Annotated in this window: 20 protein-coding genes; 12 read left to right on the top strand and 8 right to left on the bottom strand. The window is 52.9% G+C overall.

What is annotated here, in order from left to right; translation table 11 throughout:
• The first annotated feature begins 219 nt into the window (after positions 1 to 219).
• The 10 genes from FHS27_RS08660 (at position 220) to FHS27_RS30760 (ending at position 13,547) form a co-directional block, all read left to right on the top strand.
• Positions 220 to 1,503: a DUF1552 domain-containing protein gene (locus tag FHS27_RS08660; RefSeq protein WP_184304197.1), complete on the top strand. Its 1,284-nt coding sequence runs from the start codon at positions 220 to 222 to the stop codon at positions 1,501 to 1,503.
• Entirely contained in the window at positions 1,496 to 4,003 is a 2,508-nt protein-coding gene (locus tag FHS27_RS08655; protein WP_246419314.1) for a DUF1588 domain-containing protein, read from the top strand. The genes FHS27_RS08660 and FHS27_RS08655 overlap by 8 nt, the downstream gene beginning before the upstream one ends.
• A 174-nt stretch (positions 4,004 to 4,177) precedes the next feature.
• Positions 4,178 to 5,761, top strand: coding sequence for a sulfatase family protein (locus FHS27_RS08650; protein ID WP_184304195.1), 1,584 nt, complete (start codon positions 4,178 to 4,180; stop codon positions 5,759 to 5,761).
• 1 nt (position 5,762) lies between these two features.
• Entirely contained in the window at positions 5,763 to 8,255 is a 2,493-nt protein-coding gene (locus FHS27_RS08645; RefSeq protein ID WP_184304193.1) for a beta-propeller fold lactonase family protein, read from the top strand.
• Between the two features lie 153 nt (positions 8,256 to 8,408).
• A complete protein-coding gene (locus FHS27_RS08640; protein WP_184304191.1) occupies positions 8,409 to 9,581 on the top strand; it encodes a S1 family peptidase in 1,173 nt (390 codons plus the stop codon).
• Between the two features lie 128 nt (positions 9,582 to 9,709).
• On the top strand, positions 9,710 to 11,233 hold the full coding sequence (locus tag FHS27_RS08635) for a sulfatase family protein (protein WP_184304189.1): 1,524 nt from the start codon (positions 9,710 to 9,712) through the stop codon (positions 11,231 to 11,233).
• A gap of 48 nt (positions 11,234 to 11,281) precedes the next feature.
• Entirely contained in the window at positions 11,282 to 11,944 is a 663-nt protein-coding gene (locus tag FHS27_RS08630) for a hypothetical protein (RefSeq protein ID WP_184304187.1), read from the top strand.
• A 111-nt stretch (positions 11,945 to 12,055) separates the two neighbouring features.
• Positions 12,056 to 12,223 carry a hypothetical protein gene (locus FHS27_RS30770; RefSeq protein WP_221224964.1) on the top strand — a complete coding sequence of 56 codons (168 nt, stop codon included), beginning with the start codon at positions 12,056 to 12,058 and terminating at the stop codon, positions 12,221 to 12,223.
• A gap of 1 nt (position 12,224) precedes the next feature.
• Positions 12,225 to 12,563 (top strand): sulfatase-like hydrolase/transferase, encoded by a 339-nt coding sequence (locus FHS27_RS30765; RefSeq protein ID WP_221224963.1) that lies wholly within the window; start codon positions 12,225 to 12,227, stop codon positions 12,561 to 12,563.
• 60 nt (positions 12,564 to 12,623) lie between these two features.
• Positions 12,624 to 13,547, top strand: a complete 924-nt coding sequence (locus FHS27_RS30760) for a sulfatase/phosphatase domain-containing protein (RefSeq protein ID WP_221224962.1) — start codon at positions 12,624 to 12,626, stop codon at positions 13,545 to 13,547.
• Between the two features lie 110 nt (positions 13,548 to 13,657).
• On the opposite strand, the gene FHS27_RS08620 is transcribed toward FHS27_RS30760, so the two are convergent.
• On the bottom strand, positions 13,658 to 13,990 hold the full coding sequence (locus tag FHS27_RS08620) for a TfoX/Sxy family protein (RefSeq protein ID WP_221224961.1): 333 nt from the start codon (positions 13,988 to 13,990) through the stop codon (positions 13,658 to 13,660).
• 182 nt (positions 13,991 to 14,172) lie between these two features.
• Here FHS27_RS08620 and FHS27_RS08615 point away from each other — a divergent pair, with 182 nt between their 5' ends.
• Complete coding sequence (locus FHS27_RS08615) at positions 14,173 to 15,543, top strand: META domain-containing protein (RefSeq protein WP_246419311.1); 1,371 nt, start codon at positions 14,173 to 14,175, stop codon at positions 15,541 to 15,543.
• A 94-nt stretch (positions 15,544 to 15,637) separates the two neighbouring features.
• On the opposite strand, the gene FHS27_RS08610 is transcribed toward FHS27_RS08615, so the two are convergent.
• The 7 genes from FHS27_RS08610 to FHS27_RS08580 all read right to left on the bottom strand — a co-directional run bounded on the left by FHS27_RS08610 (position 15,638) and on the right by FHS27_RS08580 (position 24,006).
• A complete protein-coding gene (locus tag FHS27_RS08610) occupies positions 15,638 to 16,861 on the bottom strand; it encodes an alginate lyase family protein (protein ID WP_246419309.1) in 1,224 nt (407 codons plus the stop codon).
• A gap of 119 nt (positions 16,862 to 16,980) precedes the next feature.
• Positions 16,981 to 17,580, bottom strand: a complete 600-nt coding sequence (locus FHS27_RS08605) for a peroxiredoxin-like family protein (protein WP_184304181.1) — start codon at positions 17,578 to 17,580, stop codon at positions 16,981 to 16,983.
• A gap of 730 nt (positions 17,581 to 18,310) precedes the next feature.
• Positions 18,311 to 19,960, bottom strand: a complete 1,650-nt coding sequence (locus FHS27_RS08600; RefSeq protein ID WP_184304179.1) for a cytochrome c3 family protein — start codon at positions 19,958 to 19,960, stop codon at positions 18,311 to 18,313.
• Positions 19,961 to 20,754: 794 nt separating this feature from the next.
• Positions 20,755 to 20,925, bottom strand: coding sequence for a hypothetical protein (locus FHS27_RS08595; protein WP_184304177.1), 171 nt, complete (start codon positions 20,923 to 20,925; stop codon positions 20,755 to 20,757).
• 84 nt (positions 20,926 to 21,009) lie between these two features.
• Entirely contained in the window at positions 21,010 to 22,239 is a 1,230-nt protein-coding gene (locus tag FHS27_RS08590) for a DUF1559 domain-containing protein (RefSeq protein ID WP_184304175.1), read from the bottom strand.
• Positions 22,240 to 22,419: 180 nt separating this feature from the next.
• Positions 22,420 to 22,611 (bottom strand): hypothetical protein, encoded by a 192-nt coding sequence (locus FHS27_RS08585; RefSeq protein ID WP_184304173.1) that lies wholly within the window; start codon positions 22,609 to 22,611, stop codon positions 22,420 to 22,422.
• A 135-nt stretch (positions 22,612 to 22,746) separates the two neighbouring features.
• A complete protein-coding gene (locus tag FHS27_RS08580) occupies positions 22,747 to 24,006 on the bottom strand; it encodes a DUF1559 domain-containing protein (protein ID WP_184304171.1) in 1,260 nt (419 codons plus the stop codon).
• A 450-nt stretch (positions 24,007 to 24,456) separates the two neighbouring features.
• Here FHS27_RS08580 and FHS27_RS08575 point away from each other — a divergent pair, with 450 nt between their 5' ends.
• The gene (locus tag FHS27_RS08575) at positions 24,457 to 24,987 is read left to right on the top strand and encodes a sigma-70 family RNA polymerase sigma factor (protein ID WP_246419307.1); all 531 of its coding nucleotides are present in this window, start codon (positions 24,457 to 24,459) and stop codon (positions 24,985 to 24,987) included.
• Position 24,988: the final 1 nt, after the last annotated feature.

The following is a 24,988-nucleotide window of genomic DNA, read 5'->3' as shown; positions in this document are numbered from 1 at the left end:
AGTATGCTGCGGCCGGCGTTACGGTTTAACGTTCGTCGCGGTTGATTCGGGGCCAGTCATCGCATTGGTCAACGGAAGGAGCGAGGCGGACTTTCGAGAAAAATGTAAAACGAGAGGCAGGTCGAGGGGACACGATAGATAAGTTCACAGTTGACCACGCAAAGGCGTTAAAATCGATGTCCCGCCCGCCCCACCTGATCGTATCAAGAGTAAGTCCCCATGCCCTTTTCGCGTCGCTCTATTTTGCAAGGTTTCGGCGGAGCCATCGCTTTGCCAAAACTCGAATCGATTGCCCAAGCGGCAGAAAAGCCGTCTGCAGGTAGCCAATCGCATCGGCCAGCAGGAACGCTTCGATTCTTGGTGGTCGGCAATCCACTGGGGATGCACCCGCCGAATTTTTTTCCAAAGGATTTCGGTCGTGATTACACGATGTCGCGAACGCTACAGCCTTTGGAGTGGGCGAAGGATCGGTTTACCGTTTTCTCGCACACCGATCATGGAATGAAAAGCGGCCATGGTCGCGAACTCGCTTTTCTCAGCGGAGTGTTGCCCGAGACGAGCCACGCGTTCCCGGAAAAGAACATGTCGATCGATCAACTGATCGCCAGGCATATCGGAAGTGACGTTCGGTACCCTTCCATTCATGCTTCACTGCAAACCGGCATACGGATGGTGTGGAATGCGAACGGTGTCGAGCTGAAGCCGTTCACCGACCCGCAACGATTGTTCGAACATCTGTTCTTGAATCTGAGTGAGCAGGAAAAACGCCATCAATTGACGACGATCCAACGTAACGGCAGTATTCTCGATGCCGTCCGTGAACAATTTGCTGGAGTGAAGGCGAAGGCCGGGGTGGCCGACCGAGAGCGATTGGATCAATTCGGCACGTCGATTCGCGAATTAGAAAATCGTCTTAAAACGCGTGAAGAATGGGTCGGTCGTGATAAACCGGAATTCGATATCTCGCATCACCTCGAAGGCGAGGCCAGCATTATTAATCGCTACAACGCGATGTTTGATATGGTCGCCTACGCGTTTCAGACCGACCTCACACGCGTCGCCACTATCGCGTTTCCCAACGAGTTGGGGTACACCGACGTCAATGGCGTTAATCGTGGGTATCACGCTTGCACACACAACGGCAAGGACGAACAGGTCGTGTCGGAGTTGGTTGCGATTGAGTCGTTCCAGATCGAGCAGTTGTCGAGGTTCATGAAGCGACTCGATGAAATCGACGAGCCCAATGCGAACGGATCGATGCTGGATCACACGGTGATCTTGTTCGGTAGCGGAATGGGGTATGGGGGAACTCACTCAAACCGCAATCTTCCCATTCTCGTTGCCGGTGGCGGGTTCAAACACCTCGGTCACGTCGACACCCGCAGTGCGGCAGGCAAAAATATGCCGTTGTGCAATCTCTACGTCACTTTGATGCAGCGATTCGGAATCGAACGGGATAGCTTCAATCTCAGCACCGGGAGTTTCTCGCTTGATCATGCGTAGCCTTCATCGTCTGTTCGGTATTGCTGTTTTATTGGTGGCATCGACATCAGTCTTGCTCTGTCCCGCATCGCATGCGGTGGAGCACGCTATTTTGCAGCGGCATTGTTCTAAATGTCACACGGGTGATGAACCCGAGGGAGGCTTTCATCTTGACATGCTCGGTGGTGGTGTTACCCGTGACAGCCGAGAATATTGGCAGTCGAGTATGGAATATGTTTCGCTCGGCGACATGCCGCCGAGCGAAGATTCGAAAGTTACGGAAACGGAACGTCAACAGATCGCAGAATACATTCGCGACGTTGTCTTGGCTCGTGATGCCGATGTGGCAGCCGACTACCAAATTCCGACCCGTCGCCTGAACAATCGGGAGTTTGCCAACAGCATCAGCGACGCGTTGGGGATTGAAGATCCCGGGACGCATTTTCCGCTCGGCAATCTTCTCGGTGATACGTTGCATGATGGGTTCGATACCAACGGTGACGTGCTCGGCATCAGTGAATATCACCTCGAGCAATATGTCGATACGGTGCGGGAAATCGTTGACGCGATTGTTCTGACGGGTGAGCGAACGCCTTCCCAACGCTACGAGGTCCCTTCGGCGTTGCTGCAAATGTCGTCACTGAATCAGCGAACGACACGTCGTCAATCCGCGGGCCGGAATAGCGACAGTTTGGAATTTCGCGACATGCGTTTGCAAATGTCGTTCGAGAACTTCAAGGAAGTGCCCACTACGGGATATTATCGCATCAAGATCCGAGCCACTGGTGTTGACCGTGGTTACTACGATTCGGAGCAGACCGGTGTCTACGATGGGGACCCGATCCGATTGTCGATTCACTTTGGCGATCGCGTCCGCACGTACGAATTGCCAGACAATGAGGTGAAGGAAATTGAATTGACGGAATGGTTGGCAAAGGGAACCCGCATCGAGCTTTCCTATCCTACCGATGGTCTTCGAAAAAGAGGCAACGGGAACTTCAAGTTTCAACAATCAATCGCCCATGACCATATCAAGGAAAATGATCCCGAGTTGTACGAGAAAGTCGTTTCCAAAATTCGTCCTAAGAAGGCCGGTGGAAGGAACTTGCGTGTCAATCACTGGAGTTATTGGGTGGATTATTGGCGCGGTCCACGTCCACGCGTTTTCAGTGCAGATGTCGAAGGCCCGATCTACAAGTCCTGGCCACCCGAACGGCAGGTTGCCCTTGTCGGTGAGTCGCCGAACGCTCACAACGCGGAGGAAATACTCAAACCGATTGCTGAGCGAGCATGGCGACGCGAGGTGCGTGACGGTGAACTCGATCCGTTGGTGCGTTTAGTATCGATGCGTCAGAAAGAACTCGGTGATTTGGAAGCGATCAAGGAAGGGATTGTTGCGATTTTCGTGTCGCCTTCCTTTCTATTGATCAATCCAGAAGGGGCCTCACATCCGGACCGGTTCGCAACAAAGCTGTCCTTCTTTTTGCAAAGCACTCTGCCCAGCGACGCGTTGCGTGATTTTGTTCGGGCGGGAAAACTCGATGACTATCCATCGGTTCGCAATGCCATCGTGGAATACTTCACCAGCAATCGCGGCGATGAGTTCCTCGATGAATTTCCGCAGGGGTGGTTGCAGTTAGATCGGATCAATTTCATGGCTCCGGATCCAGATCACTTTGCGCACTATCACCGAAAAGGTGTCAGTGATGACATGATTGCCGAAGCGAAACGCTTTTTTCGTCATGCTATCGAAACGAACATGCCGTTACCCGAAATGTTGACCGCGAACTTCTCGTTCATCAATGCCGATTTGGCGGAGGTGTACGGCGTCGACGATGTGCCGGAAGATTCGATCTTGCGGCGATACGAGTTCACTGACCAGCGTCGCGGGGGAATGTTGGGAATGGGGGCTTTCCTGACGCTCACCGCTGACAGTTTGGGAACCTCACCGATTCACCGCGCGGTCTACGTGTTAGAGAATTTTATGGGAATCAAGCCCTCGCCACCTCCGGGCGATGTCGAGATACAGGAACCCGATGTTCGCCAAGCCAAAACGATCAAGGAAATCCTAGCCGCTCACATTGCTGAAGAAACGTGTGCGTCGTGTCATCGAAGCATCGATCCGTATGGATATGCGTTCGAGAACTTTGACCCCATGGGGGCGTGGCGCGACGCGTACGTGCAGGTCAGCGTCAGTGAACCCGTTTCAGAGGCCAAGGTGCCGAAGCGAAAGAAATCGGTCGAAAAGCAGTTCGAACTTCCGATCGATGCCTCAGCGACGTTTCGGAATGGGAACAGCTATGACGATATCGTTGGTTTCCGTGGCCTGATGAGGGACGAAGCGAATCAGAAGCAATTTGTACGGTGCTTCGTTAAGAAACTGCTGGTCTATGCCAACGGAGTTGAGCCCGAAGATACCGCTGCCGTTGAGGAAATCGTTTTGAAGTCGGCCGAGAACGATTACCGGATCGTTGACACGATCGCCGTGGTGGTCGACAGCCCTCTGTTTCGGGAGCCCTGATACGGGGCTCGTTGACGATCCCACTCAATGCGTTTCGACGCCGTTTGGAGTGAGTCATCTGTCGCGTTTTTTCTGTTTTACTCGCCCAAGGTTCGGACGAAGAAATGTCCCGGCCTTGGTGGAGATTTCCTCTTTCATTTTATTGCTCTTACGCCTTTTTAACGCAACGAGAATATGCTGAATCCTATCGTTCGAAAAATCTGCAGCACCACGACTTTGATCATTTCGGTTTTCGCAACCGTTTCGTGTGTCGGGGCTGATGGAAAAGACGTCCGGCCCAATGTCCTGTGGATCACGATTGAGGATTGGTCGCCGGACCTCTCGTGCTATGGCACCAAGGGCTTGCAAACACCGCATGTCGATCAGCTCGCATCGGAGGGAATTCGGTACGAACGTGCGTTCACGACGTCGCCGGTTTGTTCGACGTCTCGTTCGGCAATGATGACCGGGTTTCATCAGAACTACATTCGGGCCAATCAACACCGCGAACACAACAAGCAACCTTTGCCACATGGCATCAAGCCGATTCCGCATTTGCTCAAGGAGGCTGGCTATTTTACGGCGTTGATGAGTTGGAAAACGGATTGCAATTTTTTGCCAACAAAGAAAAACGAATTGTTCGAAGGCGAAGACTGGAGCGAGCGAAAGCCCGGTCAACCTTTTTTTGCACGAATCACGTTCGGCGGGACGCACAGAACATGGAATCGTGATCCCGAGCGGCCGGTCGATATTGCTGACGTCGAGTTACCACCCTACTACGCCGACACTCCGTTCATCCGTCGCGATTGGGCCAACGGTCTCGAGCAAATGCAGTTGGTGGATCGCGAGGTTGGGGCTCTATTGAAAAGACTAGAGGACGAAGGGTTGGCCAAGAACACGATCGTGTTTTTCATCGGGGACCATGGTCGGTGCCATATTCGCGGCAAACAGTTTCTTTACGACGGTGGCATTCGCATCCCGATGATCATGCGTTGGCCAGGACGCGTCGATCCGGGGCAAGTGAACGATTCGATGGTAATGTCGATCGATATCTGTGCAACGATTTTGGATGCCGCTGGGATTGCTTCTCCGGTTCCATTGCACGGTTCAAGTCTGCTCGGTGACGAAGTGAGCAAACGCGAATATGTCTTCGCGGCGCGAGACAAGATGGATGAAACCCATGACGCGATGCGTTCCATTCGGTCGAAGGATTACAAGCTAATCCTGAACCTCATGCCCGAACGCCCATGGTGCCAGTACAACCGATACAAAGAGGGTGCGTATCCGGCGCTGGCGGAAATGAACGTGCTCAATCTGTTGGGGAAACTAACCCCCGAGCAGGCACTGTTCTTTGCGTCTAGCAAGCCGCCCGTTGAGTTGTTTGACCTGCGTCGTGATCCGCATGAGGTTCATAACGTCGCCGATGAACCGGAATATGCCGCTGTCAAAGAGTCGATGCTCGCTGAATTAGAAAATTGGCGGAAGGAAGTGATTGATGATGAAGGTATCAGTGACGAATTTCGTGCCGTCGGCGTGTTCCCCGGTCACTGCCCGATGTCGACTGTTGATGATTGGGTCACGGCGAATCAAACAGAGTATGATTTCAATGTGGTCGGATGGCCATCCTGGTATCCGACTCGAACACTCGTTGAGTGGCAGAAGGCACGCGCGGCCTGGGAACCATGGGTGTTTCGTTCGACTGATTCGAAGATGGAACGTCCTGTTATCGCGAATGAGAAACCAAAAAAGAAGAAAGCACCCGCAAAGGCCGCACGTTAAAATGTCGTCTCTTTCAATGTTTGGAGGCAGCGTTCGTGCTCTCACGCTCATATTGCTTTGCCTATCCTGCGTGTGCGTTGCCACGTCCGTGACGGCCGATGGACCGCGTGCGGTCGTCTCTGTCCGCAACGAACGGCGGTTGGACATCTACGCGATCGAAACCGGCGGGAAGTTGACCCGCGAGTCGCAAACGCCCGTGGATTCGAAACCAGGGGCATCGTGTTTTGATCATGTCGGTCGCCATCTCTATGTTGGCGGTGGAGAACCGAATTCTGTGTCGGTGTTCCGTGTTGAATCCGCTTCATTGAGCCCACTGCAGAATGTCAGGGTGCCTGCCAGCCCTAGTTATTTGTTGATAACGCCGTCAGGCAATTTTCTGATCGCATGTTATTACTCGACTGGACAAGTCACGGTCCATCGTATCGTTGGCGAAGGTCGATTGTCGGATCAACCTGTGCAGACATTGCAACTCGATGAAAGGACACATGGGATCGCAATCGATCGCAGCGGTGAGTTTGTATTCGTCTCGCACACGCGTCCCAACTGTATCTCGCAATTTCGGATGGATACGCAGACCGGACAGTTGACGCCGAACGCGCCGGCAAAGTTGCAGCGGGATGATGATGTCGGGCCGAGGCACGTATGGTTTCACCCAACCGCTGATTTGGTTTATGGCAGTAATGAGAAAGGGAGAAGTGTGAGTGCCTATGGCTTCGATTCGGACTCGGGGACACTCTCTCTTCGACTGACGATCAACACTACCTCTGGAGATGTCGACGGTAAGGCGTCAACCTCGCATGTGGAAGTGCATCCATCGGGGGATTTTGTGTACGTCGGCAATCGAGGGCACGGCAGCATCGCGGTCTTTGCGATTTCCGATACGACGGGTGAACTTTCGCTTTTACAGCGGAAGTCAACGGTTACGGTTCCTCGATCCTTTAGTTTGTCGCCGGGTGGGCGGTATGCGGTGGTTGCGGGACAACGCTCAAATAAACTGGTCTGCTATGCGATCAGGCAGGATGGAAAGTTGATCGAGACGGATTCAGTCGACACGGGGAAAACGCCATGGTGGGTTTCTTTCTCGCCGATGCATGAACAATCGAACGAGCCGAACACATCGGTATCGCAGCATCGTGGTCTCTCGTTGGGGCAAGGAACGATGTCGGGGGAGGTGACCGAGTCTTCGGTTTTACTGCAAACTCGGCTTACGCAAGGCACGACGCTGAACTCCCACGGAGACTTGCTCGGCTATCCCGGTATCGCTTGTTTCGAATGGTCAGCTAGCGAGGATTTCACGGCAGGGTTCCGGTCGCCGCTCCAGTTGGCCACACCTGAACGCGATCATATCGTGCGGTCGTTGCTGTCCGGTTTAACGCCCGACACCAAGTACTACTATCGCACGCTCTTTGGTGAGTCGAGCGATCAACTCAGCGGAGGACCCGTTTGTTCGTTTCAGACCGTGCCCGGCAAGGAGATCGATCGTCCGGTGAGGTTCATCATTGGCAGTTGCATGAACTATGTCAAATTCATGCACGGCAGAGCGGGAAACGCAAGTGGACCATTAACCGCGACGAAGGAGGACAAGCGTTTGGGCTTTCCCGCCTTCGAGGCAATGAGGCAGCTAGATCCTGAGTTTTTCGTTGGCACGGGTGATGTTGTTTACTATGACAACCCGTTCCGGGTTGCCAAAACGGTCGAAGAACTCAGACGCTGCTGGCATGAACAGTTTCGCTTCCCGCGAATGATCGAGTTTTTTCGTGACGTTCCCGCGTATTGGTCAAAGGACGATCATGATTTTCGATTCAATGATTCGGATCCGCATTCAACGAAGGAACCGTCTGCGGCGACGGGGATTCACCTTTTTCGCGAACAACTGCCCATCGCGTCATTTGAGGACTCTGATCCCCGAACGTATCGCACGATCCGGGTGAGTCGTGATGTGCAGATTTGGCTGACGGAGGGACGCGACTATCGTTCCAAAAACAACGCACCCGATGGCCCTGAGAAAACGTTGTGGGGTGTCGAGCAACGCGACTGGTTGAAAAAGACCCTCGCGGCGAGTGACGCGAAGTGGAAGTTGCTGATCAGCCCAACTCCGATGGTTGGCCCCGATGACGCCTATAAAAAAGACAACCACGCAAATCTGGATGGCTTTCGACACGAGGCCGATTCATTTTTCGAATGGGTTGAGACAAACCAAATGGACAATCTCTTCCTCGTCTGTGGTGATCGACATTGGCAGTATCACAGCATTCACGCGTCAGGAATACACGAATTTTCGTGTGGTGCGTTGAACGATGAAAATTCGAGAATGGGTGTCCCACCCGGGGCTGATTTTGGATCGGATCCTGATTCGTTGGTCCGGCAACCATACACGTCCGCGACACCGAGTGGTGGTTTTTTGCAGGTGAAAGCGGGAGACATGATGGAGGTGACGTTCTTTGACGACCGGGGGATGGAACTCCATCGTGTCTCGTTTCCTGAGAGTGAGTAATCGTGTGGCGACGTTGGCGGGGTGTCGCGGAGAGAATATGATCGCTCACGTGCGATAGCGCATCGACGATGTGATGCAATGAGGAAACGAGAGGAAAGTGTTTTGATGTGTGCTTGCGAAACGAAGTCTTGTCCCACGAGACGGCAATCTTGGATGGCGCTTCCCTTGATGGCGGCTGTCTGCGTCTTGATCAGTGGGGGTGGTCATGCGGATGACCCACCAGAAGATGCGGGAGTGGCGAATGCCGAATGGGACGAGCGTTTGAAGATACTGGCGCCGGATGGAACGTGTGATCAAAAGGCACTGAGACGCTTTCTGCGTGATTCGTATCCGGAATATCAGTTGCCGGCACGTCGACTTTTCCGATTTCTCGATGCGAACGAAGACCAATTGCTCGATGTCGACGAACTGAAGGAATTGGGCGAAGTGATTGAGCAACTCGACTCCGAACTCGTTGACGAGCCGGAAGATCCAGGAGAGACGTACGTGCCGCTGCGTTCGCTGACCGATGGAATTGACGATGCCTTGATCGACGGAGCGGTTTATCATCGGCACCTTGATGCACTCAATGACATGCGAACCGTTAAGTCGGTTCAAATTGAAAACGTGCCTGAAACGTGTTCGCTGCATCTTTCGAGTGCGGAGTCAGCGAAGGCGACCGTCGAAGACCTGATGCAGGCGACGGTGATCATTGCCGGCGGTCAGGGTGACGACTACTTCACCAGTGGCGGCGTCTTGATCAGTTCGAATGGTCTGTTGTTGACGAACTTTCATGTCGCCGAAGCGTTTGAGCTCGGACTGACGGCATTGACGAGCGACGGACGAAACTATCGCGTCGTTGAATTTCTTGCCGGAGATCGTCTCAAAGATATCGCATTGTTACGTCTCCATGGGGATGAGTTTCCGTTTGTCGCGGTAGCCAAAACTCCGCCTAAGGTTGGTGACGATCTTGTGATGATTCATCACACCGAGAATCGTTTTTACACCTATGACCGAGGCTACCTGATGCGGAATCCATGGATTGAAGGGAAGCAATGGATGGAGGTTTCGTTGAAGTTTGGTCCCGGTGGCAGCGGTTGTGGCATCTTCAATCAAGATCACGAATTAGTTGGTTTGGTTTCGATCGTGATGCTGGGAGACGGTCCCTCGTTGGCTAAGTTAGGACATGGTTTGGGCGAGCTTGAGCCGGAGGTTGAAAGCGAAGCCGAATCACTTCTGTGGGATGAATCGGAGGATTTTGGCGCCGATGGGTTTGAACTCGTCGTCAGGCACGCCGTTCCATTACCCGCCATCCGATCGTTGTTTCCATCAAAATACGCACCGTGAGGGTGTGGTCGTTTGATGAAGATTTCCCGAGTCGGGGTAGATTGCACACGATTGCAGATTGGTTTCTATCCGTAACAGTGCTGAGTAGGCACTCAGTTGCCACTTTATTCGCAGAGATGTTATCTAAAATGAACTCAGCTACTTTTGACAATTGTTTGCGATGGTCGGTGGCCATCATTGTCGGCACGTTAGTGTCACAGTCCGCGTTTGCCCAATCGCTAAGTCGCCAATCGGCACCTCCCAACATCGTGTTAATGATCGCTGATGACATGAACTGGGATGATTGTGGTGCGTATGGTCATCCCGCCATTCGGACGCCGCACATTGATAGCCTCGCCCGGGATGGGCTGAAGTTCCAACACGCGTATTTGACGACGAATTCATGTAGCCCTTCGCGGGCGAGCATGATCACGGGAAGGTACCCGCATAACACCGGTGCCGAACAACTGCATTGGCCCATACCATCGGAGATGCCCACGTTTCCACAGGAGCTTAAGAAGCTGGGATATTACACGGCCGCCGCGGGGAAATGGCATATGGGCGATGCGGTTCGCGATTCGTTCGACAAAATCTACGAAGCGTCCACGGCAGGTTTTGTCTTGCCTTCGGGGAAAGACGGCGAGCCGCCCAAAATGGTCGCCAAACAACCCAGTGGTTGCGAGGATTGGGAACGTGCGCTCGGAGAGCGTGATCTCGATAAGCCGTTCTTCCTTTGGTTGGCGGCATTAGATCCACACCGTGAGTACACCGACGGGGCTCTCGATCCACCTCATCATACCGCCGACGTCATCGTGCCGCCGCACCTGCCGGACACCCCTGCGGTTCGAGAGGACCTGCGACTTTACTATGACGAGATTGGGCGACTGGACACCTATGTGGGCAAAGTATTGTCGAAACTGGAATCACAGGGCGTGGCCGAAAACACGATTGTGTTATTCATCAGCGACAATGGGCGTCCGTTCCCGAGGGATAAGACGACTCTGTACGATGGTGGAATTCGTACGCCGTGGATTGTTCGTTGGCCTGCTCAAATTGCCGCCGGTGTGACGACGGACGCGTTGGTCAGCGCAGTGGATATAGCGCCCACGTTCCTGCAGTTGGCCGGTGGCGAGGCAGATGCCATTGCGTCCGAAGGCCGCAGTTTTGCAGAGGTGTTGCGCGATCCGACACTCGCGCATCGTGAATTCGCGTTCGGCGAAGATCACTGGCACGACTACGAAGACCATGCTCGTTGCGTCGTCGATGGCCGGTTCAAATTGGTTCGAAATGACTACGTTGATTTGCCTTCGACACCGTCGGCTGATGCGGGGCGCGGATTGAGTTGGCAGGCGATGTTGAGGCTGCAAGAGAAAGGAAGTCTGACCGAGGAGCAGCAAACGTGTTTCCGTTCGCCGCGACCTCGATGGGAGTTATACGATTTGCAACGGGATCCAGGCGAATTGAATAATCGAATTGACGATCCTGCTTATGCGTCAGTCACGAAGCGTCTGAAGTCAGCATTGGACGATTGGACGTCGACGACCGGTGACTATCTCCCGAGCAAACGGACTCCAGATGAATTTGACCGGATCACCGGCGAGCCTGACCATCGTGTTCGTGTTCGACCTCGACCGTCAAAGAAAGAAATGTTCGGTACGAACGGAAAGTATTGATTCTCATCCGAATAGACAGATCATATTGATTTTGGAAGGCACATGATCATGGTTAGCAGATGCATTTTAATGGTCGCTTTTGGGGCGATTCTGGTTACACCGTGTTTCGCGGACAATGAAAATGCGTTCGACGACGGCGTGTTTATTGACGACTTTTCGTCGTCGCATCTCGACGGGCGCGTCGACAATGCTGATCGAGGTCAGTGGATGTATCGTGATAATGTCGCAACGGTGGTATGTGATCCGGAACGGTATGTGGAGCACCACAACCACGGACCGATTTTGAGTTGGCCCGTAACGTTTAAAGAAGGTCATGTCGAATTCGAAATGAAAGCGACCGACTGTCAGCGTGTTGTTTTCACGTTAAACGGCGATGGCCACATCTTTCGAGTCACATTGGCGGATGAGACCGACGCGTGCAAAGCAGGCCCGTCACGCGTTCCGACTAGGTTGATCGCATGGAAAACAAAGTCGTCCAAGCAGAACAAGGGCGACACGATCAAGCCGGAAGGGCTTCCTGATTTGCCTGCGATTCAGGACCAATGGGTGCGACTGAGTTTAGACATTCGTGGTGAGAACGCGGTTCTGGCAATTGGTGATTTTGAACACCGTGTTCAGCATGCAGCGTTCGTACGCGACAAATCGGCGATCACGCTGACATTCGCACACGGAAAACTCGCTGTTCGGGATTATCGAATGTCGGTGCGATAGTTGATTCACGGACGTTTGGTGATCGCTTTGATCGACTGATGATGCGGAAATCCGCGCCGGGCGAAGCGATTGTTTTCTTTTTCTTTCGGCACTCCCTTGGCAGAGATGTACGTGAAAACCTACCGAGTGATCGTTTTGTTCTTGATCGTGGCGGCAATGAAGTCCGCTGCCGCTGATCGTCCGAATATTCTGTTCATCTTTACCGATGACCTGAACTACAAAACGCTGTCTTGTTACCCCGAGTCGCCTGATTTGGGTAAGTACCCCTCACATCGATGATTTGGCGAAGCGTGGGATTCGATTTCGACGTGGCTATTTTGGTGCTTGGTGCATGCCTTACCGCGCCAGTTTTCTTACCGGGCATCTTCAGCATGGCGTGCAATCGATGCGGATGGAGGGCGAGTATCCAGGCATTGCATACGATCCGCAGGAATGTCGCTTCTGGCCATCGGTGTTTCGCGAACAGGGGTATCACACTGCACATATTGGCAAGTGGCACACGGGAACCGATACCGGTCATGGACGCGATTGGGATCATCAAATCGTTTGGAATCGACCTGCGCATCCTGAGAACGCGAGAAACTATTTCTACGATCAGATAATCAGTTTCAACGGATAACTACACCAACTGGGCCGTCGAATATGTGAAGGGGAAACATCGCGACGCGGAAAAGCCTTGGTGTTTGTGGCTGTGTACGGAGCCGTGCACGGGCCTACCACACCGGCCGATCGACACGACGGGAAACTTGCTGGAAACAAAGCGGATGTGCCCGCTGATATTACGGGACGGTGGCCAGACAAACCCTCTTATTTGCCAAACGTCGCAGCGTGGGGCCGTGATCAGAACGGGACGATTCGGCGGCGAAAGAGGAAAGCAGATGCGACAAACTTCAACACGAACACGGTCGGTCAATCGTTGGACGATTGGGTGCAACAAACCAACGAATGCGTGATGGCAATCGATGAAGGCGTAGGCCGCGTGATGGCTGCCCTCCGTGAGTCCGGGCAACTCGAAAACACGTTGGTCGTGTTTACTGCGGATCAAGAGTTCAGTTTGGGTGAACACGGGCTCAATAAGAAAGTTGCCGCCTACGATGCCGCGATCGCATCGCCGTTGATTGTTTCGCATCCAGGTGTGCTGGCACAAGGCAAAGTCTGCCGGCACCCCGTCAATGCGCCAGATTTAGTTCGTTGGTTTTGCAACGTCGCGGAAGTGACTCTGCCGTGGCGAACCGATGGCCGGGATATTCAACCTCTCATGCAGAACCCGGAGACGATCGATTGGGATTTGCCCATGTTGATGACGCATACGGGACGAAAAGATGGTGATGATACCTACCCGATTCCAACAGACGGCCCGATGTACGAAGTCGGTGGAATTCCTTGGTATGTCTTACTCCGCGACGGCCGCTACAATTACACTCGCACTTTGATTGCGGGGGAACCCGAAGAAATCGATGACCTGGAGTCCGATCCCGAGGAGTTGCAGAATTTGGCTGTTGACCCCAGATATCTGGAGTTGTTGAAAACCATGCGTGCGAAATCGCTTGCCGAGTTAAAACGAACGAATGCTAAGTTCTCGCAGGAAATGCCATCGCGGTAGTTGGTCGGTAACTCGAATTTGCCGCCTACGTTTGCTGATTTTTTATTGCCTGACACGCAGACCACATGCGCGGACTCGGACCTCCGAGCCGTGTTTACTTGGTGGGATGTTTACTTGGCAGGAAGCGAGCGTGCGTGCTTGGCGGCTCGGTCAATCCAAGTCTTAAGATCATCGTCGTTGGAGATTCCGGCGGGGTCGATTCTTGCCCAACCCTTCATCACTCTTCCGGTGAGATCCATCGGTTTGGCGTGCGGAAGCGAATGGGTTTTCTCGTGATCTTCTTTTGCCAAGCGAACGATGAGTGAGCCTTTCCATGGACCAACGCACATGTTTCCGTTGATCATGAAGCACACGCCGCCGAACATTTTTTGTTCGGTGCATCCTTTCCGTCGCTTCATGAGTGGCCGAATCCGGGAGGCCAATAGCTCATCTTCTTCAGTCATTGCATTTCCTCATTGCCGATGTTAAATGGCAGACGATTTTGGGGGCGTGGCAGATTCTCGGTTCGTAGAAGTGCGTCGACGATCCACGAATCGAGCGGATCTCCTGTCGGTCATTGTACGCGCGAACGAACTCACTATCCTGGTAGCGAGCTTCCTCACGCACATCAGGCTGGAGTCTGGATATGAAAAAACGAGTAAAGATGTTAGTCGTTCTCAGTTTGACCATCATCGGAATGATGGCGATGACACTGTCGTCGGTTGCCGCCGATCATTTGCCCTCGTGGAATGAGGGAGCCACGAAACGTGCGATTATCGAATTCGTTGAGAACGTTACTGAGGAAGGTTCACCGGGCTTTGTGCCCCCGAGTGAACGCATCGCCGTTTTCGATAATGACGGGACGTTGTGGAGCGAAGCACCGCTTCCTTTTCAGGCGGCCTTCGCATTCGATGAAGTCAAACGCCGTGTGCCTACCGAGCCGGCACTTGCAGCTGATCCCATGGTTAAAGCGATGCTCGACGGCGACATCGGGAAATTACTTGAGGGAAAACACCATGACGGACTGATGAGAATATTGGCGTTAACTCACGCCGGCATGACCACTGATGAATTTGATCGGCGTGTAAATCAATGGGCTGAATCTGCGTCACATCCGCGATTCAAACGACCGTACCTGGAGTTGACGTATCAACCAATGCAAGAGTTGCTGGACTACTTACGGTCCCACCAATTCGAGTGCTTCATCGTATCGGGCGGAGGAGCTGACTTCATGCGAGTTTGGTCGGAGCGTGTTTACGAAATCCCGCCGCAGAACGTCGTAGGTTCAACAGCGCAGGTGAGGTACGAGATGCGCGACGGCAAACCCGTTCTCATCAAAACGCTCGATCAGCTTTTCGTCGATGACAAGGAGGGAAAACCGGTGGGGATCCACCAATTTATCGGCCGCCGCCCGATCGCATGTTTTGGAAACAGCGACGGTGACCAAGCGATGTTGGAGTACACCACGATTGGGAATCCGCACCCGAGCTTTGGGCTGATTGTGCATCACACGGATGCGGAACGCGAGTACGCCTACGACGAAAAACCGCCAGCGTCCGGAAAGTTGACCACCGCTCTTGAGGCCGCGGCAGCGCGTGGGTGGACGGTTGTTGATATGAAGAGGGACTGGAATCAGATTTGGTCGAACCCTGATGCGGCCAGCAATGCCGATGATCCGCGTGGGTTGTTCGGAAAATGGCTGGCGGAGGACATCGCAGGAAAAGGCGTTCTTGATCGAGCGCAATCAACGCTGGAGATTGAACCCGATGGGGCCGTCGGGGGCAGTACCTCAGTCAATCGTTACCGTGGTCAGGCAACCATTGACGGTAACGCGATCAGTTTTGGACCGTTGATTACAACCCGACGCGCAGGCCCTCCCGCGATGATGGAGCAGGAGTCGCGATTCACCGAGGCCTTCTCTCGCGTCACTAGTTTTCGAATTGACGAACATGATTTGCTGTATCTGACCGATGGTGACGGCAACGACGTGTTGCGATTTTCGAGGTTAGGAGAATAGCGATGCGACGCACCGAATCGTTTTGCGGTTTTTAAACCGGCGGGCCGGTCCCTGTTGCGGAAACGGAAAGTCGGACGCAGTGCAACAGTGTGGTCTACGGTTTGATCTCGATCGGATTCAAACCGCGAGGCAAGCCGTAAAACATCAGAGTGCCCCACGGGATATGCGTCGTTGAAAAGCCTTCCGGGCGGCGTTCTTCTGCGACCTGAAAGCTATATGGCATTTCGAGGCCCATTCTGTCGCGGTAGTGATGAACGATTCGTTCGTAGATCGGGGAGAACCGCCCTCGTGAGTTTGTCGAAATTTTCGGGTAGTGGTACCGGCTTTCAAAACTCGTGTAGGGTTCGTATGGAACATCGTTGCCAAGGTTGAATTTGGCCGTGTACTCAAACCCTAAGGCAAGACGATTGTCGGCTGCACTGTAAAGGTCGACGCCTTGTTTCCACGCGATTTCACATGCGCAGGCTAAGAACCCTATTCCCATTTGAGTGTGTGCTTGGTCGCGTCCGCTTTCTTGGCACTCACCAAATTCGTTGAAATAGTTTTCGATCGCACCGTTGCCTTCGCCGTTTCGGAAGTAGTTAACGGCACGGTCGAACATTTCGCGGTCGTCCAAATAGACCCCCATTGCCATCATCGTTTGGATCATCGATGCGTCCCAATTGCCGTTGGCGGACGGATAGAAATCCTCGATCACGGGATAAAAGATCTCTCGAAGCATTCGAGTGAATTGATCTTGGTCGTTCGCTTTCCATCCGGCGTCGGTGTGGCGAAGAAGCTCTGCTGCGTTGCAGTAGCCCATCCCCGCCATCCCAATCAACAATCTTGCGTCGTGTCCTGAAACCGTTTCGAGTGTTTCAGACCATGCATTCAAAATCTCAATCGCCTTCTCCGCATGAGCGGGCTGTCCCGTCATGCACCACTGCAGTGCATGTGAGTAGGCTGCAGTGGAGTCGTTTGAAAAATCGGAGCTGCCGATGTTGGGGTTGTTGCTGGCTCCGCGAACCACGTCGGCGAGGGGACTGGGCTTGTAATCGAGACTTGAAACGTTCACGAATCGAGAAGAGCGTCTGTCTGACCTCGACCGCCTTCTCGATCTCGATTTTTGCGTCGTGGGTGACTGGAGTTCTTTCCATGCGGTGATCCAGGGTTCCTCGCCCGCCTCGAGTTTCTGCTTGATGAATTCCAATTCTGCTCGACTGTGAAGCACCCCGGGATGGACGAATGCTTTTTCTGCTTCCTGAGGATTTAGGTTTTCCTCAGCGAGAACGGTAATCGACGAACCAAAGGTCAGCAGAATGAGAAGAAGGCTTTTCATGGGGGCTAGATGTCTGAGGATGTGAATCGGGATCCGTCGAGCGGACCAATGGGTTGTTTCATGCCATGTCTTTCGAACATTTGAAAACATGGTCGCCGGTACACAGGGGGGGGCGGATGTTACGGCTCAGGCTTCGCTAAAACTTCCAGCACGGTGCTCGCGTTCACACGGTCTCGATGAGACACGACGGTCTGTCCAAAGAGAATCTTACGATCTCTTCCAATGACGAAAGTCGAGGGATACGCGGTTTCCCGGGTGGCTTCCCATCGTAATCCCCAAGCGTTGGTGAACTTGTAGTCTGGGTCGATGACGTAGTGAAAGTTGTCGGGGAACGATTTGGCACCTTGGAACTCTTTTGCGTGTTCCGCGAGGAGGTCTGCAGGCCCGGGATAGATCATGACCAGTTGAACGTCGGCGAAGTCAGATTGCTTGTTAAGGAACTCTCCGACCTGACGATTGCAAATGGGGCATTGATACCCAGGCCAACCACGCAGCACCAGAATCACCACCGGAGAGTCTTCCGTCAATTTCTCTAGCGAAACGATATCTCCGCCAAGCGTTTTCAGTTCAAAATCGGGAGCTTGTTCGCCGACCTTCGGTGGATGAGGCGGTTCCTTCCCGGGCTGTGCTTGACGACGGCCTTGGGCGAAGGCGGGCGTGGAGAATGTTGCGATTGAAAGCAACAAGAAGATGCCGACGGTTTCAGTTCGAATTCGCATGGGGGCTCTGTTTTTCTTTTTGTCTCGGAACATTGGGTGGAGGCTAGATTTCAACCCCGCTGTTCCTTACGCGTTCTGTTCAGATTGTTATTACTGACGATTGCAAAATTTAGGGGTGGCGTTGAACTGCGATTTAGGAAACGCGATGAACTGCGCGATATGCAGCCAGTTTATCTCGCATACTAATTTGAAAAGTGGAACGGAACGAGTCATTGTAATTTGGTGTGTTCTCTTCTCATTTTCTATGTGGCAATAAAAGCTTGATAGAAGAAGCGATCGGCTGAGCTTTTTTCTAGCGTGAGAAATCGAAAGGGAATGATTGCTTTTTGCGAAAGCGTCTAGAACTGAGTTTTGGACGTCGCTAACGATACGTGATGTGTGAACGCGGCATGATTGGATAGTTTGTCTGACTAGCAAGATGCTGATTGATGAAAGACGCTGATAATGAATGGTGCTTTTGTATGACTATCGCACGAGGCTGCTTCTGCTCAAAGTCAGGCGTTACGCTTAGGAATTTCTGGCACTTTGTGCACTGAACTAGATGTGTTTTTCGGTGTAGATGTTGGTATTTGTCGTGCTGCTATCCGCAGTGATCACTCCTGGTCTTGCTTATTGCCAACCAAAATTCATTCGGATTCAGTCGCTGGTAACTTACCTGTGGAATACTGCCAGACTTTGGACTGAAACGTTCATCTGAAATGTGATGTAGGAGAACGCCTATGTCTTAGCATCAATTAACAGGTTTTTTGGAATTCAGGGCGTTATTTTTGTTGGATCCACGATGCCTATCTGTCGTCCCGTTCATTGAGGCGGGGGCTCCAACTTTCTGACGTAACTTTTTGAGTGGTTCTTTTCGCTCGTCAATTGTCATATAAAACTGATATCCAAAGTTCTCGAGGTCAATATCCAGCATCTGTTCTAAACCTCTGCTGGCGAATTGTCGATTGATTAGAAACGGGTCGTCTAACGAATCGAGTAGATCGTCAATCGCCCAGTGAGATTCGGTTCTCATTAGCGAATCCGCTCCGATCAAACGAACGGAAGATTTTCGGCTCGCAAGCCAATTTTGGGCAACCGGGGCACTGCGATTGGGATAGGACTTGGCCAGCAGGTTTTCTGAATAGGTTTTCCCGTACCATTCATTCAGGTGAGTCAACGTCCAGTCGATCGGCTTTTCGGTGTGGCACATGTTGCATGCGTTCGGATGGTTTTTCTCGATCATGTTGCGGTCGGTGGGAGAAAAAATCGCGTGCGTACGTACGATGTCCTGTAGCCCTTCATTGATCCGCGGCATGTGGCAATTCATGCAGCGTGATCCGGCGGTGTTCGGTTTGTGATGTGTGTGTGCTTGAATCGCAGCAGGTTCAGTAAATTGATCGTGGCAGCGGATACACGATTGATCGTCTTGCGTCGGAGTCGCGGCCCACTTTTTGCCGATGCCGGAATGCGGATCATGGCAATCGATGCATTTCAATTCAGAGTAACAACTTCCCAGTGTTGCGTCGGTGTATTCGGTCGAATTCCAGGTTGAAATCTCGTTCGCATACACGGGGCGGCCTCCGGCATGGCACCGACCGCACATGTAATTGACGTTGGTTTGATTGCGACCAAAGTCCTTTTCTTTCAATCCTTCCAGACGCAGGTGCGGACTCTTCGCGAAAAAGTCCAGCTTTTGGTGTTTGTCTTCCGCATGTGCTTTGCTACCCATATGACAGGCTTCGCAACTGATGCCTAGATTCACTGCCATGTCTGGAGCTTCCCATTCTCTTGTTGTTTCGATCAGGTTCATGATTTCCTTTCGCGAATGAACCGATGGGCGCTGGTCCCGTCTACGAAACGTGGGACGCTCGCTTCTTAAGTAATCAGAAACGGAGAAGTTGGCTTTGTGCGGGAAATGCATGCCAAGAATGTCAGGGCTCTTAACGAATAAGTCAGCGAGTGGGAACGTCGTATGGCAGTCATTGCACACACTGTATGGCACGAATCCAGGATTCGAGAACGGATCGAGTCGCTGGTCCGAAGGCCATTCGTCTTCATCCTTTTGCGTCTGTGCATCTTCATCGACAATTTGATGCACGTGCACAATTGGGATCCATTGTTGTTCGTCAAGCCAGTAGCCGAATGGCAACACATGATCCGTTTTGTAAAAGTCATGACCAGCGTGTTCGGGCCCTTTGATCATTTTTCCCACATAGTACTGAGTGAATCGTGAGCCGATTGTTTGGTTGATGCGATAGACACGCGTGATGTTGCCACGAGTCAGCTTCATCCGATATTCACTACCTACCAGTTGAAATTCACCAAGTCCTCCGAAGTAGTTGATCGACGCGTTGCCTGAGAAGTCACCTTTAACAGTTGACTCGTTCGCGTAGGCGTTCATGAATCGGTGTGAGTGCGTGGACCAGGACTCATGGTTTCGAGCATGGCATTCCTTGCAGGAGTCCGGTCCCACATAATCGCCGGGATGGATGTTGCTGTCTCGTGGCGATGAGTTTACGGGTTTGACAGAGGGGCCGGGCGGTTCTGTCACCGGGGTCCACCATGCAGTCAAAGATCCAGACTTGTAAGAAAACGCCTGAGCCCGTGGCTTCGAAAATCGGTGCGATTCAATTGGGTCTGTTGCCATTCTCACGCTCGCCGCAGCAATGAGGTTCAACGTCACTACGATGACGATTGCCGCGATGATGCCTCGCAGCATAAGCCTTCGACTCGTTGCCCTGGGCCCGACGCCCCGTCTGCTGACGTTAGGTGCATCGCAACGGTTTTCCGCTTGGCGCATGAGCTTTCCTGACGCGATCAATTTGGCCCATTGGTAACACCGACGATTGCTTGCGATGCAGGCAACCAAAGGTGTGTCGGTCTCTGCAAGCAGTGCATTCCGAGGAAGCTACGGTGTACTTCGAGGGGCTAGCGGGTCGCACAAAGCCCGTGCTGCAAACACTCCGGAATTTTGAGATCTCCAACTCCAATGCGTCGCATTCTGATGTGTGCAGAAATCAGGTTTACTGAGAGTGGCGTTGCGTTTGCAGGGCTGCCTTGAATGAGGCAACGTGATCAAGCCAAAGAACGACGCCGCTTCAAGACGATTGTATTTGACGGCAGAAGGGACGAACGAGACAGCCAGCGGTTTGCTGGCATGTCAAAAGAGTTCAATTTGGAAGACGCTACCTAGCGTTATTCACCAGCCGTCGTTTCTTCTTCCAGTCTTCTGTTCTCTGCTTCATACGCTGCAAGATCAGCATCGGTTAGGTTTTCCGTTGCCACGGTCGGTTCTCCTCCGCCTCCACAACCAGTGATGACTGAACAGCCCAAGGACACCAGAAACAGAACTGTCAAAATTTTCATGCTAAACTCGATTTAAGATACGTAAAAAAATATCGCAGGGCGTTATAGCGCCCTGCGATGATTGATCCGACGGCGCGTCAGAAACTAAAAGTCTTCTTCAATGGTTTCTTTGCTAGCACAAGTTCCGAGGGATCCCCAGAGACCATAGGGGCTTTTCGACCCTGGAGCTTGAGCGCCGGTGCCGTTGAGCCATACGTTGCCAGCTTGTGAATTGCCCGCTTCAATCGAATCGGTGATGAACTTGACAGCGCCGTCACCCATCAAGACGTGACAACCACCTTGGTGTTGGCTGGACATGGTGCCCATCGCGACCAAGTCATCAAAGTTCGAGCGGCCACAGAGTTCTTTGTTCGGCGGCAGGATCGTGTGAGCACCGCTGAACATCACGCTGACGTCGGCCCAACGGAATCCGCGTGAGCGAGTGTCTCTGTCTGGGTTTGCACTCCAGAACTGCGGTTTGTTGGGGTTGATGTTTCCGCGGCACAGCTGAGGATTATCGCGAAGGCTCGAGATGCTATCATCGTTACCACCTGAGCTTCGACGGATGCTGCCTCGGATGTCCTTGTCTCGCAGATAGGTGATGATCTCGCCCATCGCGATGGTGTTTGAGAGGCCGTCCAAGCAATCGCGGAACCTGCCTTTGTTATTGAACATTTTGAAAAAGCCTCGTTGTGCGGCTCGGTTGTGCTGAGCCGCTTCGCTGGCCGTTCCGCCGGTGATGTCTGCATGGGCAAACATTGAACACATCCAAGTCGAATCACCCAGGCATGCCGCGTAGTTGGTTCTTCCTAAAGCAAAGTTCGTTGTTCCGCGTCCAGGAAGAGATTTACCGGGGTCGCTCGGGCATCGAAACGCTGGAATGGTCGTGGCCCAAGGTTCGTATGCGGGCGTGTCAGGCGTTGGATCCATGGCAGGCCAAGTGCCTCCAACGTTGCTTGGGTTCGAGATTTGCTCCCAAATCGCTTGTTGTTCGATGAATGGCGTAATCCCAACGAGCATGCTCAACTGAGAATTATTGTGAGCAGTCCCGTTACCAGCGCTGACGGTCTGGTAGCGGTGGACATAGTTAATGGGCGACGATTCTGTCGTTCCCATGGTGCCGCCACCGTGCGTGGGAAGTTGCTTGTATGCGGAGTGGTAGTTGTGGATTGCCAAACCGATTTGTTTGAAATTGTTGCTGCAGCTCATCCGGCGTGCCGCCTCGCGGGCTGCTTGAACAGCCGGCAGGAGAAGCCCTACCAATACACCAATGATGGCGATGACCACTAATAGTTCCACCAGTGTGAAACCTTTCTTCGTTCTAGAAGCTTTCATCAAATTACCTTCAGAAAATTTAAAATTGAAAAAGCGGAACCGGGGTGAGGTTCCGGCAATGTGAGACATCGTTCGGGGTTGCCGAATGAAAATGTTCTTCAGAATCGTGTCGTTAACGCGAGCGTCTGAGACGCTCGCGTCTCAAATTCTTTGAGCGATGGAAATCCATCGCCTGATTGGTTAATCGTCGGTTGTGTCATCAAGGGGATCTGCTTGATACCGCTTGGTCTCTTCCATCATCTCTGGATTGTCGGCAACAAAGTTCGAGATTTCGTCGCCTGATGGAGCGGTTGCACCACTACCGCCGCATCCTGAAATTGAGAGGCTCGCGACGCATAGCACAGCTGAAAACAAAATGAAAAAACGCGTCATGTTCGTTTAACACTTATAAAAGAGGAATGGATATTTGTCGGGAGAGTGGTGTGAGGAACGTTGTAAAGACGCTGCCCACAGAGCCCTCTCGCTGAATCGCGAGAGAGCGTTTGGTATCGGCCGGTCCGGGTTTGATTAGAACTCTTCGTCGATAACTTCAGCACCTTTGCAGGAGCCCATGGCGCCCCAGATACCGAAGGGGCTTTCAGATCCGATATCCACGCCGTTTCCAACAACGCGAGCGTTGGGGTCCTGCGAGTTGCCGGTGTCGATTGAATCAGTGACAAACTTCACAGCACCATCAGCCATGAGAATGTGGCAGCCACCTTGGTGACGGCTGGCAGCAGGCAACAGTCCGGTACCGAGAGCATCTTTGGAAATGCAAAGCTCACTGTTGGGCGGGAACATTTCGATCACGCCGGTGTAGAGGCTGATGCCTGCGGCCCATTTGTAACCACGCCCGTGTTCAGCACCGCCGACGCGGCCGATCGTGCCACTCGAAAGTGAGAAGTCGTAAAATTGTGGACGTTCGGGATCAATCAGAGACTTGCACTTGTTGTGGTTGCCGCCGAGTACGTTGGCACCACTGCGTCGCGAGCCGGGGCCGGCGGAGTCGCCTGCCGGTGTCGATCGCTTATCGTTATCGCCCAGGTCGGTGATGATCTCGGCCATGCAGATCGTGTTGGCCAAGCCGTCGGTAATATCCCGGAACGCTCTTCCGGTAAATCGAGCGTTAAAGAAACCTCGACCGGCACCCTCTTGCTGCCTCGTCCATGACTCGCGGGATCTGCCGCCGGAGAAGGGAACCTCGCCCTTACGATCCAGTCCGCTACCGTCCGCCCGCAGGAACGAGTCACCCAACGACGCGCCATAGTTCGTGCGTCCCTGAGCAGGAAGGCCTACGCCTGGATCGCTCGGGCAACGCAATGTCGGAATGTTGGTCAGGAACGGCTCATACCCACCGAAGGCGGCGTGATGTGCGAGAGTCAAATCGGGGTAAGGCCCAAATGGCTGGATCATTTCATTGGGATTGCCGGAGCCTCCCGTGTCATACGGGTTGGAAATCAGCTCCCAAAGGGCCTGCTGTTCCATGAACGGCATGATCGCAGGAATGTGGCTCAAGTTGAAAAGGTTGTTCGCCGTCGGCGGGTTCCTTGAGTCGCCACCATTTTCGAATGTTCCTGCACACCAAGTCGGGATTTGGTTGTACGAAGAGTGGTAATTGTGAATCGCCAAGCCGATTTGCTTGAAATTGTTGCTGCAGCTCATGCGGCGAGCTGCTTCGCGAGCTGCCTGCACAGCGGGGAGTAGCAACCCCACTAAAACACCAATGATGGCGATCACGACGAGGAGCTCAACTAGCGTGAACCCCAGTTTTTTCTGTGGCTTAATCATTTTTCCCTCGTTAAAGATTGCTTAATAAAGCATCCGTGGAACCGGTTAACGGACGCTTGGGGACCACTGCCCGTGGATCTATGGAGAACTGAGTTGGGTTCTTAACAATCTTTCGCCGAATTTCTTTTTAAAATTCATTTTGAAGCGCGAAACTTCGGGAGCTTCGATGGGTTTACCGCGTCGTTGCCAGGCCAGTGGGTTTTGGCTAATATGGGGGGGGGCTTGTTTGGCCGTAAACGAAGCGGATGAGTTCGCATTGCGGACGCAGGTTGCCCATGCTTTGTTGCCGAAGATTCGTGTGGCGGGAAGTCTGAGCGGTTTCGTCATTTAGATCGCAAAAAACACCTTGAAGGCGTGGTTTTGTTGTTAAGGAATGAGCTGCGTCGCTCATTGCTCCGAGGTATAAGAGGCACGTGCCCGCGTATTGATATGTTGTTTGGAGCCAATGATTTGAATTCGACCGCCCCGACCCATCGCGATCACGTGAACGCACTTTTCGTGTTGCACTCGCCTCGTATTCGAGGGTTCATTCTCAGTCTGTTGCCGAATATGAGCCGGGCCGACGATGTGATGCAGGAAACCTTTCTGACGATTACCGCAAAGGCGGAGGATTACGAGAGGGAAACGAACTTCGTCGCTTGGGCGTGCACGATCGCTCGATACAAGGTGCTTGAAGAGTGCAACCGAAATCAAAAAACATCGTTGATGTTGTCCCCTGATGTGATCGAGGCGGTTTGTGTGTCGCACTCGCCGATGACGCCGGATGAAGAAGAAGGACGTCTGGCCGCGTTAAAAGACTGTATGGACGCGCTCGCTCCTCACACTCGACGTGCTGTTGAGTTGCGTTATTCCCGTGCCCACAGCGCCGCGGAAATTGCCAAATTGCTGGGATGGTCCACTGACTCGGTTTACGTTGTGTTGTCCCGGGCGAGGACTGCGCTTCAAAAATGCATCACCACTCATTTGAAGGCGGTGGGCTAAG

The organism is Aporhodopirellula rubra, from assembly GCF_014192335.1.
GTDB lineage: Bacteria > Planctomycetota > Planctomycetia > Pirellulales > Pirellulaceae > Rhodopirellula > Rhodopirellula rubra.
The sequence above is the reverse complement of the archived record's forward strand: the minus strand, read 5'-3'. Positions and strand labels throughout refer to the sequence as shown.